The 17,589-nt window shown below is 71.3% G+C and carries 16 protein-coding genes; 10 read left to right on the top strand and 6 right to left on the bottom strand.

Going from position 1 to position 17,589, the window contains the following annotated elements:
• The first annotated feature begins 11 nt into the window (after window positions 1–11).
• The 4 genes from thrC (at window position 12) to groL (ending at window position 4,371) form a co-directional block, all read left to right on the top strand.
• Complete coding sequence (gene thrC, locus ACIQOU_RS29425; RefSeq protein ID WP_401541257.1) at window positions 12–1,307, top strand: threonine synthase; 1,296 nt, start codon at window positions 12–14, stop codon at window positions 1,305–1,307.
• A 129-nt stretch (window positions 1,308–1,436) separates the two neighbouring features.
• Window positions 1,437–1,712, top strand: a complete 276-nt coding sequence (locus ACIQOU_RS29430; protein WP_401541260.1) for a MoaD/ThiS family protein — start codon at window positions 1,437–1,439, stop codon at window positions 1,710–1,712.
• Between the two features lie 416 nt (window positions 1,713–2,128).
• Entirely contained in the window at window positions 2,129–2,332 is a 204-nt protein-coding gene (locus tag ACIQOU_RS29435; protein WP_003949956.1) for a cold-shock protein, read from the top strand.
• A gap of 416 nt (window positions 2,333–2,748) precedes the next feature.
• Window positions 2,749–4,371, top strand: coding sequence for a chaperonin GroEL (gene groL / locus ACIQOU_RS29440; RefSeq protein ID WP_401541262.1), 1,623 nt, complete (start codon window positions 2,749–2,751; stop codon window positions 4,369–4,371).
• Window positions 4,372–4,455: 84 nt separating this feature from the next.
• Here the strand turns inward: groL and ACIQOU_RS29445 are convergent, their stop codons facing one another.
• On the bottom strand, window positions 4,456–5,037 hold the full coding sequence (locus tag ACIQOU_RS29445; RefSeq protein WP_401541265.1) for an NUDIX hydrolase: 582 nt from the start codon (window positions 5,035–5,037) through the stop codon (window positions 4,456–4,458).
• A 222-nt stretch (window positions 5,038–5,259) separates the two neighbouring features.
• Between ACIQOU_RS29445 and ACIQOU_RS29450 the strand changes: the two genes are divergently transcribed.
• Both ACIQOU_RS29450 and ACIQOU_RS29455 read left to right on the top strand, forming a co-directional pair.
• Window positions 5,260–6,390 (top strand): NADH:flavin oxidoreductase, encoded by a 1,131-nt coding sequence (locus ACIQOU_RS29450; protein ID WP_401541267.1) that lies wholly within the window; start codon window positions 5,260–5,262, stop codon window positions 6,388–6,390.
• A gap of 361 nt (window positions 6,391–6,751) precedes the next feature.
• Window positions 6,752–8,305 (top strand): carboxylesterase/lipase family protein, encoded by a 1,554-nt coding sequence (locus ACIQOU_RS29455; RefSeq protein ID WP_401541270.1) that lies wholly within the window; start codon window positions 6,752–6,754, stop codon window positions 8,303–8,305.
• A gap of 510 nt (window positions 8,306–8,815) precedes the next feature.
• Here ACIQOU_RS29455 and ACIQOU_RS29460 read toward each other — a convergent pair.
• A complete protein-coding gene (locus ACIQOU_RS29460; protein WP_401541273.1) occupies window positions 8,816–9,400 on the bottom strand; it encodes a hypothetical protein in 585 nt (194 codons plus the stop codon).
• 244 nt (window positions 9,401–9,644) lie between these two features.
• Here ACIQOU_RS29460 and ACIQOU_RS29465 point away from each other — a divergent pair, with 244 nt between their 5' ends.
• A complete protein-coding gene (locus tag ACIQOU_RS29465) occupies window positions 9,645–11,192 on the top strand; it encodes a subtype B tannase (protein WP_401541325.1) in 1,548 nt (515 codons plus the stop codon).
• On the opposite strand, the gene ACIQOU_RS29470 is transcribed toward ACIQOU_RS29465, so the two are convergent.
• The 3 genes from ACIQOU_RS29470 to ACIQOU_RS29480 all read right to left on the bottom strand — a co-directional run bounded on the left by ACIQOU_RS29470 (window position 11,152) and on the right by ACIQOU_RS29480 (window position 14,740).
• On the bottom strand, window positions 11,152–12,507 hold the full coding sequence (locus ACIQOU_RS29470; protein ID WP_401541328.1) for a PTS transporter subunit EIIC: 1,356 nt from the start codon (window positions 12,505–12,507) through the stop codon (window positions 11,152–11,154). The genes ACIQOU_RS29465 and ACIQOU_RS29470 overlap by 41 nt on opposite strands.
• A 160-nt stretch (window positions 12,508–12,667) precedes the next feature.
• Window positions 12,668–13,603 carry an N-acetylmuramic acid 6-phosphate etherase gene (gene murQ / locus ACIQOU_RS29475; RefSeq protein WP_401541276.1) on the bottom strand — a complete coding sequence of 312 codons (936 nt, stop codon included), beginning with the start codon at window positions 13,601–13,603 and terminating at the stop codon, window positions 12,668–12,670.
• Between the two features lie 36 nt (window positions 13,604–13,639).
• The gene (locus ACIQOU_RS29480; RefSeq protein WP_401541278.1) at window positions 13,640–14,740 is read right to left on the bottom strand and encodes a MurR/RpiR family transcriptional regulator; all 1,101 of its coding nucleotides are present in this window, start codon (window positions 14,738–14,740) and stop codon (window positions 13,640–13,642) included.
• 55 nt (window positions 14,741–14,795) lie between these two features.
• Here ACIQOU_RS29480 and ACIQOU_RS29485 point away from each other — a divergent pair, with 55 nt between their 5' ends.
• From ACIQOU_RS29485 to ACIQOU_RS29495, 3 genes are all read left to right on the top strand, one after another.
• Window positions 14,796–15,176 carry a hypothetical protein gene (locus tag ACIQOU_RS29485; protein WP_401541280.1) on the top strand — a complete coding sequence of 127 codons (381 nt, stop codon included), beginning with the start codon at window positions 14,796–14,798 and terminating at the stop codon, window positions 15,174–15,176.
• Window positions 15,173–15,457 carry a DUF4031 domain-containing protein gene (locus ACIQOU_RS29490; RefSeq protein ID WP_401541283.1) on the top strand — a complete coding sequence of 95 codons (285 nt, stop codon included), beginning with the start codon at window positions 15,173–15,175 and terminating at the stop codon, window positions 15,455–15,457. Before ACIQOU_RS29485 ends, ACIQOU_RS29490 begins: the two co-directional genes overlap by 4 nt.
• A 289-nt stretch (window positions 15,458–15,746) precedes the next feature.
• Window positions 15,747–16,325 carry a hypothetical protein gene (locus ACIQOU_RS29495; RefSeq protein WP_401541285.1) on the top strand — a complete coding sequence of 193 codons (579 nt, stop codon included), beginning with the start codon at window positions 15,747–15,749 and terminating at the stop codon, window positions 16,323–16,325.
• Between the two features lie 38 nt (window positions 16,326–16,363).
• Here the strand turns inward: ACIQOU_RS29495 and ACIQOU_RS29500 are convergent, their stop codons facing one another.
• Window positions 16,364–17,485, bottom strand: coding sequence for a GNAT family N-acetyltransferase (locus tag ACIQOU_RS29500; protein WP_401541287.1), 1,122 nt, complete (start codon window positions 17,483–17,485; stop codon window positions 16,364–16,366).
• Window positions 17,486–17,589: the final 104 nt, after the last annotated feature.

The raw sequence follows: 17,589 nt of genomic DNA on the forward strand, positions 1-17,589 counted from the left end.
GCCTCGCCTCCATGGCTGTGCAGACTGCCGAAAACACCACGAACCCCTCCAGCGCCCCCGTCGACCTGGGTCCGGCCACCGCGCTGAGCTGCCGGGAGTGCGGCCACCGCGTGCCGCTCGGCCCGGTCTTCGCCTGCGAGGAGTGTTTCGGCCCGCTGGAGATCGCCTACGACTTCTCGGCCTACGACACCGAGGAGCTGCGCAAGCGGATCGAAGCGGGCCCCGCGAACATCTGGCGGTACGCGCCGCTGCTGCCCGTCCCCGCCGACGTGGCCGACAAGCCCAACATCAACCCGGGCTGGACCAAGCTCGTCAAGGCCGACAACCTCGCCCGCGCGCTGGGTGTCGACGCCGGGAAGCTCTTCGTCAAGGACGACTCCGGCAACCCGACGCACTCCTTCAAGGACCGCGTCGTCGCCCAGGCCATCGAAGCGGCCCGCGCCTTCCACTTCACCACCCTCTCCTGCTCCTCCACCGGCAACCTCGCCGGCGCGGTCGGTGCCGCCGCCGCGCGGGCCGGTTTCCGCTCCTGCGTGTTCATCCCGCACGACCTGGAACAGGGCAAGGTCGTCATGGCCGCGGTCTACGGCGGCGAGCTGGTCGGCATCGAGGGCAACTACGACGACGTGAACCGCTTCTGCTCCGAGCTGATCGGCGACCCGGCCGGCGAGGGCTGGGGCTTCGTCAACGTCAACTTGCGGCCCTACTACGCCGAGGGCTCCAAGACCCTCGCGTACGAGATCTGCGAGCAGCTCGGCTGGACCCTGCCGGACCAGCTCGTCGTGCCGATCGCGTCGGGCTCCCAGCTCACGAAGATCGACAAGGGGCTCCAGGAGCTGATCAAGCTCGGGCTCGTCGCGGACAAGCCGTACAAGATCTTCGGCGCCCAGGCCGAGGGCTGCTCGCCGGTGTCCGTCGCCTACAAGGCGGGGCACGACGTGGTGCGGCCGCAGAAGCCGAACACCATCGCCAAGTCGCTGGCCATCGGCAACCCGGCCGACGGGCCGTACGTGCTCGACATCGCGCGGCGGACGGGGGGTGCGGTGGAGGACGTCACGGATGAGCAGGTCGTCGACGCGATCAAGCTGCTCGCCCGTACGGAGGGGATTTTCGCCGAGACGGCGGGTGGGGTGACGGTGGGGGTCACCAAGAAGCTGCTGGAGAGCGGGCTGCTCGATCCGACGTTGACCACGGTGGTGCTCAATACCGGTGATGGGCTCAAGACGCTGGACGCGGTGGCGGGGACGGGGCTGAGTGCGACGATTCGGCCCAGCCTGGAATCGTTCCGTGAAGCTGGGCTTGCCTAGTTTCGTCGTTGTCGTCTGCGGGCCGGTGGGGCTTCTCGCGCCCGCGCGGCGGCAGCCGCATATCGAACACAGCCCCGCGCCCCTGAAAGCCACAAGCCAAAAAGCCTGCTTCCGACCGGAGGTTCTCCTGTGAGCGTTAGTGTCCGTATCCCCACTATTCTGCGTACCTATACCGGGGGCCAGGCTGAGGTGACGGCCGAGGGGAGCACCCTCGGTGAGGTCATTGCTGATCTGGAGAAGAACCATTCCGGGATTTCTGGGCGGGTTCTGGATGACAAGGGTGCGTTGCGGCGGTTCGTCAACGTGTATGTGAACGACGACGACGTCCGGTTCGAGCAGGGGCTTGAGACCGCGACGCCGGACGGCGCGGGCGTCTCGATCATCCCGGCGGTCGCCGGCGGCTGACCGGGCCACCGAGAGTTCACCGAATTGCCCTCCCCGGGAGAGAACCGGAGGGGGCAATTCTGCATGGTTGAGCACGGTAGGATTGGGGAACCCGCACCATTCCGCACACCGCGCCCCGACGGGTTCCGGCTCGCCGCGCGACAAGATGTAGCCAAAGTGTGCGGGACTTTTGCGCGCCTTGTGCCTTTTGCCGGGCCCGACTTGCCCTGAATTGAGTTGAATTCTCGCAACATTCCGGACCCCGGCCGTCCAGAATTCTCGTCCGATTGACCTGTTGCAGAGGGCAGTTGGGCAGATACATTCGGCCGCGGTCGACGCGTTCCGGCGCACGCCCCCAGTGCCAACGGTGGGTGGAGGTCTGACCCGGGTCCGCGAAGTGCGGGTCTGTGCAAGGGCCAGTAATAGGGGAGTTGGGCATGGCTCAGGGCACCGTCAAGTGGTTCAACGCGGAGAAGGGGTACGGCTTCATCGCGGTCGACGGTGGTGCGGATGTTTTCGTCCACTACAGCGCGATCCAGATGGACGGGTACCGCACCCTGGAAGAAGGCCAGCGGGTGGAGTTCGAGATCTCGCAGGGCCAGAAGGGCCCGCAGGCCGACATGGTTCGCGTCGCCGCCTGATCGCGCGACCAGCCGAATCAACCGCAGGCGACGTCTTCTGCCGAAGGGCCCGCACCTCCAGGGGTGCGGGCCCTTCGGTCTGCGTTTTCCCAGGCACGTTCCCGGCCGCGTTCCCAGGCACGTTCCCGGCCGTGTCGCCACGTGCGCCCCTCGCGCGCCCCTCCCGCACGGCCCGTGCGCCGACCGTTCGCCCTCCGCGCAGTCACCGGCCGATCCTCGGTAGGCGCTTGCACTCGCATGGGTCGAGTGCTAATCATTGGCGTTAGCACTCTGAAGGTGAGAGTGACAACGAAGGACCGGGTCGGTGAGGCCCGCAGGCCGGGTGGGGCAAGGAACCACACGGTGTGCGTGCCGTCCGTCGCGGGCGCGGGCGCGGTCCGAAGGAATCACCCCCAGTCCTGGAGGGACCACTTCACATGGCCAAGATCATCGCGTTCGACGAGGAGGCACGGCGCGGCCTCGAGCGCGGCATGAACCAGCTCGCGGACGCCGTCAAGGTGACGCTCGGCCCCAAGGGCCGCAACGTCGTCCTCGAGAAGAAGTGGGGCGCCCCCACGATCACCAACGATGGTGTCTCCATCGCCAAGGAGATCGAACTCGAAGACCCGTACGAGAAGATCGGCGCCGAGCTGGTCAAGGAAGTCGCCAAGAAGACGGACGACGTCGCCGGCGACGGTACGACCACCGCCACCGTTCTCGCCCAGGCCCTCGTCAAGGAAGGCCTGCGCAACGTCGCCGCCGGTGCCAACCCGATGGCCCTCAAGCGCGGCATCGAGAAGGCCGTCGAGGCCGTCTCCGCCGCCCTCCTTGAGCAGGCGAAGGATGTCGAGACCAAGGAGCAGATCGCTTCGACGGCCTCCATCTCCGCCGCCGACACCCAGATCGGCGAGCTGATCGCCGAGGCCATGGACAAGGTCGGCAAGGAAGGCGTCATCACCGTCGAGGAGTCCCAGACCTTCGGTCTGGAGCTGGAACTCACCGAGGGCATGCGCTTCGACAAGGGCTACATCTCGGCGTACTTCGCCACCGACATGGAGCGGATGGAGGCGTCGCTCGACGACCCGTACATCCTCATCGCCAACTCCAAGATCGGCTCCGTCAAGGACCTGCTCCCGCTCCTGGAGAAGGTCATGCAGTCGGGCAAGCCGCTGCTGATCATCGCCGAGGACGTCGAGGGCGAGGCCCTGTCGACCCTGGTCGTCAACAAGATCCGCGGCACCTTCAAGTCCGTCGCCGTCAAGGCCCCGGGCTTCGGCGACCGCCGCAAGGCCATGCTCGGCGACATCGCCATCCTCACGGGCGGCGAGGTCATCTCCGAGGAGGTCGGCCTCAAGCTGGAGAACGCGACCCTGGACCTCCTGGGCCGCGCCCGCAAGGTCGTCATCACCAAGGACGAGACGACCATCGTCGACGGCTCCGGTGACAGCGACCAGGTCCAGGGCCGGGTCAACCAGATCCGCGCCGAGATCGAGAACAGCGACTCGGACTACGACCGCGAGAAGCTCCAGGAGCGTCTGGCCAAGCTCGCCGGTGGCGTCGCCGTCATCAAGGCCGGTGCCGCGACCGAGGTCGAGCTCAAGGAGCGCAAGCACCGCATCGAGGACGCCGTTCGCAACGCGAAGGCGGCCGTCGAGGAGGGCATCGTCGCCGGTGGTGGCGTGGCCCTGCTCCAGGCCACCGCGGTGTTCGAGAAGCTGGAGCTCGAAGGTGACGAGGCGACCGGCGCCAACGCCGTGAAGCTCGCCCTGGAGGCCCCGCTCAAGCAGATCGCCGTCAACGGCGGCCTTGAGGGCGGCGTCGTCGTGGAGAAGGTGCGCAACCTGGCCGTCGGCCACGGTCTGAACGCCGCCACGGGCGAGTACGTCGACATGATCGCCGAGGGCATCATCGACCCGGCGAAGGTCACGCGTTCCGCTCTTCAGAACGCCGCGTCCATCGCCGCGCTCTTCCTCACCACCGAGGCCGTCATCGCCGACAAGCCGGAGAAGGCCGCTGCCGCCGCTCCGGGTGGCATGCCCGGCGGTGACATGGACTTCTGATCCTCCCGAGGATCGGTTCCGTCCTGCGCACGGACCGAGGGCGGCACACTTCGCACGACGCGAAGGGTGCCGCCCTCGGGCGTTTCACCGCACGCCGGACACGGAGGCGGGCGTTCCGCCGAGTGCGGACTCCTCGCCCGAACGGCCTTGACGCTGGCGGTGGTCCGCGTGGTCGAGGTCGTTCAGGTACGCGACGGTGCCCGTGTCGGCGGCGGTGTACAGGGCCTCCAGGGTGCGGGCGGGCGCGGTGAGGGGGATGCCGGGCAGCTCGTCCAGGGCGACGAAGGCATGCCGGTCGTGCTCGTGGCTGAGCCGGACCGGGGCGTGTTCGCCGACGGTGCCGCCGTCGAAGAAGCAGTCGAGAACGGGCCCGGTGCCGCCGACGTCCGCGCGGAACGCGATCCCGATGAACCGGCGTTCGGCGCCCAGTTCGAGGCCGGTCTCCTCCCGCATCTCCCGCCGGGCCGCCGCCCACGGGTCCTCCCCGGCGTCGAGCATCCCGCCCGGCAGCCACCAGGTGCCGCTGCCCTGCTGGCCGGGGCCGTAGCGCAGGAGCAGGACCCGGGCGCGGGCGTCCCGCACCAGGACGCACGAGGCGAGCAGGGCCTGGGGCAGGGTCTTGATCCATTCTTCGCGGGGCAGCCATCGCTGCGGCGGGGTCGTCATGGCCCGGACCCTGCCACACGGGCCCGCGCCGCAGGACGCCAACGGCCGACCCTGTACCGGAACGCGTGACAGGGCACGCCGTCCCGTGTCCTGGATCACAGGCCGGGGCCGTCCCGGGACGGAATGGGCGAACGGGGCATCTGGTTGACGTTCACGGCCGGTTGATGCATGTGCACATACCGTCCGGCCTTGAACGCGCACCGTCCTTGAGGAGCCCCCCACGTGAGTGTCACCCCGCAGGCCGCCTCCCGCGCCGCCGAGATCCTGTCCCGCCCGATCACCCTGAACGGGCTCACCGTCCCGAACCGGATCGTGATGGCGCCGATGACCCGGATGTTCTCGCCGGGCGGCGTCCCGGGCGACGACGTCGTCTCGTACTACGCCCGCCGGGCCGCCGCCGGGGTCGGACTCATCGTCACCGAGGGCACCTATGTCGGGCACGAGTCGGCCGGGCAGAGCGACGACATCCCGCGCTTCCACGGCGCGGAGCAGCTCGCGGGCTGGACGAAGGTCGCCGACGCGGTGCACGCGGCCGGCGGCACGATCGTCCCGCAGCTGTGGCACATAGGTATGGTCCGCGAGCAGGGCCAGCCGCCGATCGCCGAGGCCCCGGCCGTCGGCCCCTCCGGCCTGCGCCCCGGCGCCGAGGAGCCCACCGGCAAGGTGATGACCCAGCGCGACCTGGACGACGTCATCGGCGCGTTCGCCGAGGCCGCGGCCGCCGCCGAGCGCATCGGCTTCGACGGCGTCGAACTGCACGGCGCCCACGGCTACCTCCTCGACCAGTTCCTGTGGGCGGGCACCAACCGCCGCTCCGACGGCTACGGCGGCGACCCGGTGGCCCGCACCAAGTTCGCCGCCGAACTCGTCGCCGCCGTGCGGGAGACGGTCTCCGCCGACTTCCCGATCGTGTTCCGCTACTCGCAGTGGAAGCAGGAGGCCTACCGGGCGCGGCTCGCCGAGACCCCGCAGGAGCTGGAGGCGATCCTCGCCCCGCTGGCCGCCGCCGGGGTCGACGTCTTCCACGCCTCCACCCGCCGCTACTGGGTCCCCGAGTTCGACGACTCCGACCTCAACCTCGCCGGCTGGACCAAGAAGCTCACCGGCAGGCCCACCATCACCGTCGGCTCGGTCGGCCTCTCCGGCGACTTCCTCCGTGCCTTCGCGGGCGAGGGCTCCGAGGTCCAGGGCATCGACGATCTGCTGGACGCCCTGGAGCGCGACGAGTACGACCTCGTCGCCGTCGGCCGCGCGCTGCTCCAGGACCCGCAGTGGGCGGCGAAGGTCCTCGCCGGCCGCACCGACGAACTGACCCCGTACGACGGGGCGACGGCCCTGAAGACACTGAGCTGACCCCTACGGGTGCCGTGCGGGTATCCCTTACGGGAAACCCGCGGGCACCTCTGAGGTGTCGTCTGAGGTGTCTCTGCGGTATCTCCCTCGGAAGTCTTTCCCTCCGGGGTATCCCTGATGTACTTCTGGGGGAGCGCGGAAAGGCGTGCCGGGGGCGCGCACCGGAATGCCGGGTATCGAATTCCGGGTTTTTCCGGGGGACCAGTAAGGGGCCCGTAAGGGCTGCATAGGGGACGCATAAGGAAAAGGCGGCGGGTTTCCCGTAGGGCGCCGGTGTTTCCCGGGGGGTGCGTTTCCTGCCGTTTGTCGGCGTGGTTATCGTGGGCGTCCTCTGAAGGCGCGTTTAGGGAAGCGAGTGGCCATGGCTGCGAACGACGCGACAGGACCGGACCGATCCACCGAGGGCCCCGTGGTGCGCACCGCCGCCGGTGCCGTGCGCGGCCTGCGCGAGCACGGGCTCGCCGTGTTCCGCGGCATTCCCTTCGCCGCACCGCCCGTCGGCGCGGCCCGGTTCGCCGCGCCCCGCCCGGTGGCGGCCTGGGACGGCACCCGGGACGCGTTCGCCTTCGGCCCGCCGCCCCCGCAGGACCTCGGCGTCCCGGGCGCCACCGGCGTCCTCGACGCCCCCGAAGGCGACGACTGGCTCACGGTGAACGTGTGGACGCCCGACGCCGACCCCGCCGCCCGGCGCCCGGTGATGGTGTGGATCTACGGCGGCGCCTACAAGCTCGGCCACTCCGGCAGCCCCGGCTACGACGCCCACCGCATCGCCCTCGCCGGTGACCTGGTCGTCGTCACCCTCAACTACCGCCTCGGCATGGAGGGTTTCGCCCACATCGAGGGCGCCCCCGCCAACCGGGGTCTGCTCGACCAGGTGGCCGCGCTGGAGTGGGTGCGGGAGAACATCGCCGCGTTCGGCGGCGACCCCGGCCAGGTCACCGTCTTCGGCGAGTCGGCGGGCGCGGGCTCCACGGCGTCGTTGCTGGCCATGCCGCGCGCCCGGGGTCTGTTCGGCCGGGCGATCGTGCAGAGCCTGCCGGGCACGTTCTTCTCCGCCGACCTCGCCCAGGACATCGGCGTCGCGCTCGCCGCGGAGGTCGGGCTGCGGCCGACGGTCGCCGACCTCGCCGCCGTCGCACCTCGCGAACTCGCCCTCGCCGTCTCCGGGTTGAGCACCAAGATGCCTCAGTACGTGGGCCGTTGGGGTCAGGCGGCGCCGACGGTCACGCCGTACTCGCCGGTCGTCGACGGCGACGTGCTGCCCGTCACGCCCTGGGAGGCGGTCACCTCCGGCGCGGCCCGGGACATCGACCTGCTGGTCGGGCACACCCGCGACGAGTTCCGGCTCTTCATGGTCATGGGCGGCATGCTCGGCCGGATCACCGACGAACAGGCCTCCGGGGCGCTGCGGTTGTTCGCGCCGGGGGGTGAGGCGGGGGAACGTGCGTACCGTGCCGCGTACCCGGGCGCCGACGCCGGTGAACTGTTCGAACGCGTTCAGACCGACTGGCTGTTCACCGTGCCGTCGCTGCGGCTCGCCGAGGCGCAGGTGGCTGCGGGTGGGCGGGCGCACTTCTACGAGCTGACCTGGTCGGCGCCGGGCAACGGCGGGGTCCTCGGGGCCTGCCACGGGCTCGACATCCCGCTGCTGTTCGGTACGTACCAGGCGGATCTGGGGGCGCTGCTCTTCATGGGCGCCGAGGTCACGCCCGAGGTGGAGGTGCTCTCCGGGCGGTTCCGGGAGGCGTGGACGGCGTTCGCGCGCACGGGTGACCCCGGGTGGGCCCCGTACGACGAGAAGTCCCGCCCGACCCAACTCTTCGACGAGACCCCGACGGTCGAGTCCTACCCCCAGCAACGCAGCGCCCACCTCTGGAAGGACCAGCCCTTCAAACCCCTCCCCCTCCTGAGCTGAAGCCCGACCGCGCAGCTCCCCGCGCCCCTTAAGGATGCGGCTCGGCTTCGCCCCGGAGAGGCCCGTGGGCCGGGCACGCCACCGTCGTGGCTGATCGCGCAGTTCCCCGCGCCCCTTAAGGGTGCGGCTTCGCCGCAGGGAGGTGCGTGGGTCGGGTGCACCACCATCGTGGCTGGTCGCGCAGTTCCCCGCGCCCCTTAAGGGTGCGGCTTCGCCGCCGGGTGGTGCGTGGGTCGGGTGCGCCACCGTCGTGGCTGGTGGCGCAGTTCCCCGCGCCCCTTGAGGGGGTGGCCGGGCCGTGGGTGTGCAGTCGAGCAGAGTCCCCGGGCTGCAACAGCGCCCCAAAGGGGCGCGGGGAACTGCGCGGCCAGCCCCCACTCGCCTGCACTCGCCCATGGACCCGTCCCGCCCCTTCGGTGGCTCTGGCCCGGGTTGGCTTGTTTAGGGGCGCGGGGAACTGTGCGGCCAGCCCCCCGCTCGCCCGCACTCGACCACGCACCGTACCGCCCCCTAGAGGCCCCCGCCCAGGTTGCCCAAGGGTTCGGGGTCTGTCTGGGTCGGGGTGCCCCAGACGCGGAGGACCTCGTAGTCGGTGAACTCGTGGATCAGGCGGTAGGCCATGGCCGGCCGAGAGCCCCGGCGCGCAGCGGCGAGATACAACTCGGCCTCGTGCCGATCCCGGCGCGGCGTGCCGCACAGCTGCCACTCCCGCCCGTTCCACTGCTCGGGCAACCACCGCTGCTGAGCCTCGGGCCGATCGGCACGGACGCCGTAACGGGACGGCGAGGCACCGGCGTCGGAGTGCGCGGCGCGCGGCGCACCCTGGTACTCGGAGCGGCGAGCGGCCCGGCGCCGCGTCTCGCACAGCAGACACCGATCCGGCGCGCTCTCGTCCACCGGCCCCTGCGGATGCTCATGGCAGCGCGTGGTCGGCGCACCCGCCCCGACACTGTCGTCCAGCAGGTCCAGCGCCCGCCGTAGATCGGCCTTGACCTCGTGCAACCGCGCGTCGGGCGTATCGGCGTCGAGGGCCTCGCCGTGTTCGCCGACGAGGCGAAGGGCGCGGCCCAGGGCCGTGAGCTGGGCGTGGTTCACAGCGGGGCTCCGTTTCTGGTGAGGCGAGGGCATGCGGCTGGCGGTGTCGATTGTCCCGCCGGTAGCGGGAACCGGCCAACTTCCGCCCCCACCCCTTGATTGTTGACAACTTTGGCGACAACTTCTCTTCCGCGCGGCAGACTCTCAGACACCGCCGCCGCACCCGTGCCGCACACCCCACGTGTCGCACGAGCCGCCTACCGAAGAGACGGAAGTGAAGCGAGTGAAGCGCAGAACTGTGGTCATGGGGCTCACCGCGACCGCCGCCGCCGTGGTCCCGCCCCTAGGGCTCGCCACCGGCGCCCGGGCCGCGACCGCCACGGGGACGGAACCCGTAGGGGCCGTAGGGGAAGGGTCGGCTGCCGCGGCCGAGTCGCTGGTCTTCGACCCGAGTGCGTACACCGAGCTGACCACCAGCATCACCGACACCGAGGGCACCGCCCACACGGTGACGTACCACTTCTACAAGGTCGCCAGCTATGTGGCCGCCCCCGTGGACGTCGTCTACCAGGGCCTCAACGTCAGCGTCCCGGTCGCCGTCGACGGAACGGCCGTGGACGCGACGCACGCGCCCATCCTGTTCGCCAACTCGGTCGGCGGCTACATGCCCTCCTCGGTGGCGTCCGCGACCGGCATCGGCGCCGGTCCCGGCGGGGCCGGCCCCGGTGGACCCGGCGGCCCCGGCGGTGGCGGCAGCACCGGGCCGAGCCGGACACTCCTCGCGCTCCTCGCCGGATACGTCGTCGTCGAGCCGGGCGCCCGCGGCCGTACCCTCGTCGACTCGTCCGGCGTCTACTACGGCGTCGCACCCGCCGCGATCGTCGACCTCAAGGCGGCCGTGCGGTACGTGAAGGCCAACCGGGGACGGATTCCGGGCAACGTCGACCGGATCGTGTCGTCGGGCACGAGCGCGGGCGGCGCGCTGTCGGCGCTGCTCGGCGCGTCCGGCGACAGCCCCCTCTACGCCCCGCTGCTAAGGGAGTTGAGGGCGGCGGACGCCTCCGACGCGGTGTTCGCCAGCGCCGACTGGTGCCCGATCACCGACCTCGAACACGCCGACATGGCCTACGAGTGGTGCTGGGGCGACAACGCGCTCGCCGACGGTTCGGCCGTCGACGCGACCGTATCCGCCGAACTGCGCGCCCAGTTCACCGACTACCTCGCCCAACTCCGTCTCACCGCACCGGGGTTCGGGCGTCTGACGGCCCGTAATCTCGACGACCACCTGGTGCGCACCTATCTGGAGCCGTCCGCCGCCCGCTACCTCGCCGCCCTCTCGGACACCGACCGGGCCGCCTACCTCGCCGCCAATCCCTTCCTCGGCTGGGACGGTAAGAAGGCCACGTTCACCTGGGCGGACTTCCTCACCCATGTCGGCGCCCGCAAGAAGGACGCGCCCTCCTTCGACGCGTTCGACCTGTCGACGCCGGAGTGCAACGAGTTCGGCAGCTCCACCACCGCCGTCCGCCACTTCACCGAGTACAGCCTGCGCAAGCAGGAGGGCGCCGGGGCCCGGCTCGACGCGGACATCCCCGAGAAGCTGCACCTGATGAACCCCATGTTCCACCTGGTCGACCAGGTCAACTCGGGCCGCTCCAGGCACTGGTGGATTCGGCTCGGCACGAAGGACAGCGACACGTCGCTGACCGTCGCCGCCAACCTCGCCGCCCGTCTGGAGAACCTCGGCGACGACGTGGACCTCCAGTACTACTGGGACGCCGGGCACGCCGTGGACAACGACCCCGGCGACTTCATCCAGTGGATCGGGCGGATCTCGGCGAAGCGCCGCTGAAGGTCGTCCAGGTCGCGAGGAAGCCGACGGCGTACCCGGTCAGCAGACCGCCCGCGTAGATCGCCGCCGTCGGCAGCAGGCCCCTGTTCCCCGCGAGGAGGGGGAACAGGGCCCACCCCGAGGGGCCGATCGCCGTCGCGCCCACCCGGTCGCCGAGCAGTGCGAAGAACCCGACGAACGCCCCGCCCGCCGCGCCGCCCACACACGCGGTCAGGAACGGGCGCCCCAACGGCAACGAGACCCCGTAGATGAGCGGCTCGCCGACGCCCAACAGCCCAGCGGGCAACGCCGACTTGATCGTCGTTCGGATCGAACTGTCCTCGCGCAGACGGAAGTAGACGGCGACGGCGGCGCCGACCTGGCCCGCGCCCGCCATGGCGAGCAGGGGCAACAGGACGGTGTAGCCCTCCTGTTGGATGAGCGTGGTGTGGATCGGGATGAGGGCCTGGTGCAGCCCCAGCATCACCAGCGGCAGGAAGAGCCCGCCGAGCACCAGCCCGGCGAACGGCCCCGTCGTCGCCAGCAGCCAGTCCGCGCCGTGTCCGACGGCCGACGACACGACACCGGCCGCGTACATCAGCCCGTACAGCGTGCCGAGCCCGGCGACCAGGACCGTCACGGTCGGGGTGACCAGCACGTCGAGGGCGGCCGGGACCCGGCCCCGGCACCACCGTTCCACCCGGGTCGCGAGCAGCGCGGCGGCCATCGCGCCGAGGACCCCGCCCTGCCCGGGGGCGAGGGCCACGCCGAACGCCGTCACCTTCGCGACCCCGGGATACACCACGACGGCCGCGACCGCCCCGCCGAGGATCGGGGTCCCGCCGAACACCTTCGCCGTGTTGTAGCCGACGAACACGGCGATCAACGCCATGAACGCGGCGGCGACGGCGGCCAGCGCCGGGGTCAGTCCGGGCAGCCAACCGGCGTTCACCAGAAGGCCGTTGAGACCGGCGAGGACGCCGCAGCCGATCAGCGCGGGGATGAGCGGCACGAAGACGTCGGCGACGCGGCGCAGGGCCGCCTTGAGGGGCGTGGCGTTGCGCGCGGCGCGGGCCTGCCGGATTCCGGCGCCCCGGGCGGCCAGTTCCTCGGCGGCCGACGGCGCCCGGAGCATCGTTCGCAGCGCCGTGGTGAGCTGCTCGACCACCCCCGGGCCGAGCACCACCTGATACGTGTCCCCGTCAGGGATCACCCCTAGTACTCCGGGTACCGCCCGCACCCCCTCCCCGTCGACGAGCGAGACGTCGACGAGGGTGAGGCGCAGGCGGGTCATGCAGTGGGCGGCGGCGGTGACGTTCGCGGGGCCGCCGAGCAGGGGGAGGAGGGCAGCGGCGGTGAGGTGCGCGGCCGAGCCGCGGGAGGCGCGCGAGGTGGCTGGCGTACCCGTAGTACCCGTAGGGGCCGGCGCGTCCGGGGCGTCGGGGATGTCGGGGGTGTCGGGGGTGTCTGAAGTGTGCACCCGCCGAGCGTGCGGGTCAGCCGGGCGTCGTCGCGAGCGCGGCGCGCAGCCGGCCCCCGGACTCCTCCAGAAGGCGGGCGGCCGTCGGGCCGTCGACCCCGGCCAGCACGACGAGGATGGCGTCCTTGACCTCGCCGCCGGTGGCCGCGAGGGCGCGCTCGATCTCGTCGTCCCCGGCCCCGGTGGCGAGCGCGACGATGTGCCGGGACCGCGCCCGCAGCTTGTCGTTCGAGGCCCGCACGTCGACCATCAGGTTCCCGTACGTCTTGCCGAGCCGGATCATCGTGATCGTCGACAGCATGTTGAGGACGAGCTTCTGGGCCGTGCCCGCCTTCAACCGGGTGGAGCCGGTGAGGAGTTCGGGTCCGACGACGACCTCGATGCCGTGCTCGGCGGCGGCCGCGAGCGGGCTGCCCGCGTTGCAGGACAGGCCGACGGTCAGCGCGCCCAGCGTCCGCGCGTGGGTGACGGCGCCGATCGCGTACGGGGTGCGCCCGGAGGCGGAGACGCCGACCACCGTGTCGTCGGCGGTGAGGGCGAGGGCGTCGAGGTCGGCGCGGGCCAGTTCGGCGGAGTCCTCGGCGCCCTCCACGGACGTCACCATCGCCGCCGGGCCGCCCGCGATCACCCCGACGACCTGCCCGGGGCCGGTGTTGAAGGTGGGCGGGCACTCGGAGGCGTCCAGCACCCCGAGCCGCCCGGCGGTCCCGGCCCCGGCGTAGACGAGCCGCCCGCCGCGGGCCATCCGGTCGGCGACGGCGTCGATGGCGGCGGCGATCTGCGGCAGCCGGTCGGCGACGGCGGCGGGCACGGTGGCGTCCTCGCCGTTCATCAGCCGGGCGATCTCCAGGGTGGGCAGCTCGTCGATGTCGGCGAGGTCGGCGCGGAAGGCCTCGGTGGTCAGGGTGGCCAACTCGGCCCGCAGACCGAGCGGGTGGGAGGTGGAGGTCATGGCGGGGCGGCTCTTTCCGGTGTGCGGTACGGGAGTTCAGCGGCGGTGGCGGTGGGCGAGGGCCTCGTAGGACGCGGACAGCGCGGGCGCCGCCGTTTCGTAGGTGCGCTGCGCGACCCCGACGAACAGGCAGTCCACCACGAGCAGTTGACTGGTCCGGGAGGACATCGCGGCGGGCCGCAGCTCGCTCTCGCGGGCGGTCGACGTGGTCAGCACATGGTCGGCGTACTGGGTGACGGCGCCGTCCGGGCGGCCGGTGATCGCCACCGTCGTCGCGCCCCGCTCGAAGGCGGCCCGCAGCGGTTCGATGACGTCCCCGGTGGACCCGGAGTGCGTGATGGCGATGGCCACGTCACCGGCGCGCAGCTGCACGGCGTTGGTGACGGCGAGGTGCGGATCGCTGTGCGCCTGGGCTATCAGGCCGATCCGCAGCAGCTTCTGCGTGAGGTCCTGCGCGACCAGACCGGACGCGCCGACCCCGTACACATCGGTGCGCCGGGCCCCGGCCAGCGCGGCGACGGCCGCCCCGAGCTGCCCGGTGTCCAGCGCGGCGGCGGTGTCGGCGAGGGTCTGCTGCTCGTCGTAGGCGAGCTTGGCGACGACGTCGGCGATCGGGTCGTCGACCGCGATGTCGGTGGTGATCGCGGGCGCCCGCCCGGACAGCTGGTGCGCGGCGAGCCCGGCCAGCGCCAGCCGCAGATCCCGGTAGCCGGGGTACCCGAGCAGCCGCGAGGTCCGTACGACGGTGGCCTCGCTGGTGCCGGTCAGCTCCGCGAGCCCGGTCACGGTCAGCGCCGCGCACCCGGCCGGGTCACCGGCCACCGCCTCGGCGACCCGCTGCATCGAACGGGTCATCGACGGCGCCAGCGTGCGGACCTTGGCGGCGAGGGCGGCGGGCGCGGGCGGGGCGGGCGCCGCCGGGGCGGTCCGACCCGTACGGGTCGTCCGGGGCGTAGGGGTCCTAGGGGTCCTAGGGGGCGTGGGGGGTCTGGGGGTCGTGGGGTTCGCGGGAGGAGTGGGCGCCGGGGGCGGCACGGAGGCTGCCGGGGGAGGGGCGGGGGATGCCGTAGGGGGCGAGGGAGGGGAAGCCGTAGGGGAAACCGGGGCGGCGAAAATTTCCTTCACTTCCTGGGTCACCTCTGAAAGATATTTTCGTTTCGGCGGTGCGGTCAAGAGTGCGCACAATGGGGGCATGGACCCCATCACCCCCCTGGAACAGGCGTTGCACGCGGCACGCGCCCTCGTGCTGGCCGACCTGGTCGCGGGCGAGGTGGCCGAACCGGACGTCGTCTCGCTGGTCGAGGACTCCGTCGTGCAGCGGCGCTGGTGGGTGGAGCAGTGGCCCGAGGGCGTCGCGTACGTGACCGGGCTGGTCGCCCAGGACGTGCAGGACGCCCTCCTGGACCGGTACGGCCGCTGGCCGCTGTGCCCGGTCTGCGAGGGCGGCGACCCGCACGCCCTGGAGATCGAACCCGAGCTGGGCGTCGACCCGCACTGGGTCTGCCACCTGGCGGGCGTCAAGGTCGCGCCGGTGGGCGCCCTCGGCGGGACCGGCGGACCGCCCTCGTCATGACGGTGTACGTCGACCCACCGAGCTGGCCGGGCCACGGGCGCCTCTGGTCCCACCTCGTGAGCGACGTCTCCTACGCCGAACTCCACGCGTTCGCGGAGGAGTTGGCGCTGCCTCGACGCGCTTTCGAGCGCGACCACTACGACCTCCCCGCCCACCGTTACCCGGACGCGGTGAACGCCGGTGCGGTCCGGGTCAGCAGCCGCGAGCTGGTCCGCCTCCTGACGAACGCGGGGCTACGGCGCCGCAAGGGGCGTGCGCCGGCGCCGGGGGACGAGGACTGAGGGAGCCGCCTGGGAGTGAGGCTCAACGCGGGGCGCTGTCAGGGCCGTTGAGCGCCCACCGCCCCAACGGCGTTGCCGCCCAGGCCTCTTCGATTTCCTGAACTTCCGACCACCCTTTTGGGTGAGACTGTTCGACGGAATGCTTAGTGGGTCCGTCAATGGAAAACATTCGGGCAGCCGCCCGATTTCTCTTTCGAGAAGCTTGCACGAGTCGCCCGCTGTCTCTCAGTCGCGGCAGAAGAACCGGCAAGGGGCAGGCCCTCGCGCGCCGAACCGGAGGAGAGAACACATGGAGATCAATTCACTCGACGGCATCACCAGTTCCATCAAGGACGGGGAGCCGGTGATGCTGGTCCACAAGCTGTCCGGCGGTTACGGCAGGCGGGACGGCGACCTTCAGGTGGTCAATCTGACCGTCGCCCAGACCACGGACCGCAGCGACTACTTCCGTATGAGGCTCGCGGGACGCCACCGCGGGAACAACCTGTACACCTTCGAAAGCCTTCAGGTGGACGCCCAGGGAAACAGGATCGACCCGAAGCCTGTCGTCATGAGCGCGAATCCCACGAATGTGGGCGACGGAATTCAATGGGCCGTCGCCCAGAAACTCTCCGACGACTCCTGTAGCAATGTGGTCAGAGCGCAGTACTGGTATGTGCTGCCGCAGCCCACGGGCGGCTACGCGATTCTGTCCTACCTGAATCCGGTTTTCGCCCTCGGTCTCTACACCAAGAGCGTCATCCTGCCGGTGTGCGGCCGCCCGGACGAAACCGTGTACGGCGTCATCCCGGACATGTGCCGCTGGGAGATCATCGCGCCCAACTCCTGCAAAGGCTGCATCGAGAACCAGCGCACCACGGCAGCCTGACGAGCGGCCCCGTTGAGGCGAAGGCCGACGGCGGGCGGTCAACTCACCCTGCGGTCATTGCCGTTGATGACATACAGCCTCAACGGCAGCTCCATTCCGTCCACTTCGGGTGCCGTGCCTTCATCGACCACGCTCGCGCGCGCGAACCCGGCGTGGGCGAGGACCCGTTGGGACGCGGTGTTCCTCTCCTCGACCGTCGCGCAGAGGGCCCGCACGTCGTCGCGGGCCAGCGCCCAGGCCGTCAACGCGCCCAGCGCCTCCGTCGCGTAGCCCTGTCCCCGGGCGCCCTCGACGAGGTCGTAGCCGATCTCCGCGCGGCCCTCCTCGTCCGGGACGCCATGGAAGCCGACGCCGCCGACCGCCCGGCCGTCGACACGTCGGACCAGCACGAAGAGCCCGAACTCCGGCCGGTGCACGCCCTGTCGGTACAGCTTGATCAGGTGCGCGGCCGCCTCCCGGGTGCCCTCGAAGGGCCCGCCGTCGAGCCACCTGAACCCGCCGTCGCCGCCCCTGACCAGGTCGGCGGCGCTCGCGGGCGTGACGCCCTGGAGGGTGAGCCGTTCGGTCGGCAGCACGAGGTCGTGGGACCAGTGCCAGTCGGTGACGGGGGCGCGGCCGGGCAACTCCCCGCGTCCGGTGGCCCACCGCAGCGTGTCCCACTGCCCGGGTCCCGGGCGGACGTGCGGGAGGAGGCGGGTGAGCACGAACTCGGCCAGTTCGGCGGGTGGTTGGTGGGACAGACCGAGGCCGACGGCGATGTCGTGGGTGTGCAGCAGGAGTTCGGCTACGCCCATCGCCGCGAAGCCCTCGCGACCGGCGGTGCCGAAGGGGTTGCGGTGGACGGCGCGAGCCTCGCGGGGTGCGGTGCGGACGGCGGCGGTGAGCAGGGCGCCGGTCGCCTCGACCACGTCCAGCAGACCGGAGTTGTCGGTGCCGTCGGGGAGGCGGAGCGCGAAGGGGACAAGGGCGTTCTGGGCGCGTCCAGCCAGGGCGGCGGCGTACGCGAGCAGGGCGTCGGCGAGGTGGAGGGCGGTGTCATGACAGTTCCGGTCCAGCCGCCCGGCCCGTACCCGCGTCCAGTCCCGGCCCACGGCGGGCCGCAGGACGCCGACACACCCCACGACCGCCTCGGCCAACCGATCCCCACCGTCGTCCAGCATGGGCCGCACCCTAGATGAGTGAGTCCGATGTTTTCAGTGGTCGTAGGCGATGAGTGAGCGTTTGACTGTGGCTCCGGTGTGCCAGTTGTGCCAGATCGCGGTGG

Source organism: Streptomyces sp. NPDC091279, from assembly GCF_044757465.1.
GTDB lineage: Bacteria > Actinomycetota > Actinomycetes > Streptomycetales > Streptomycetaceae > Streptomyces.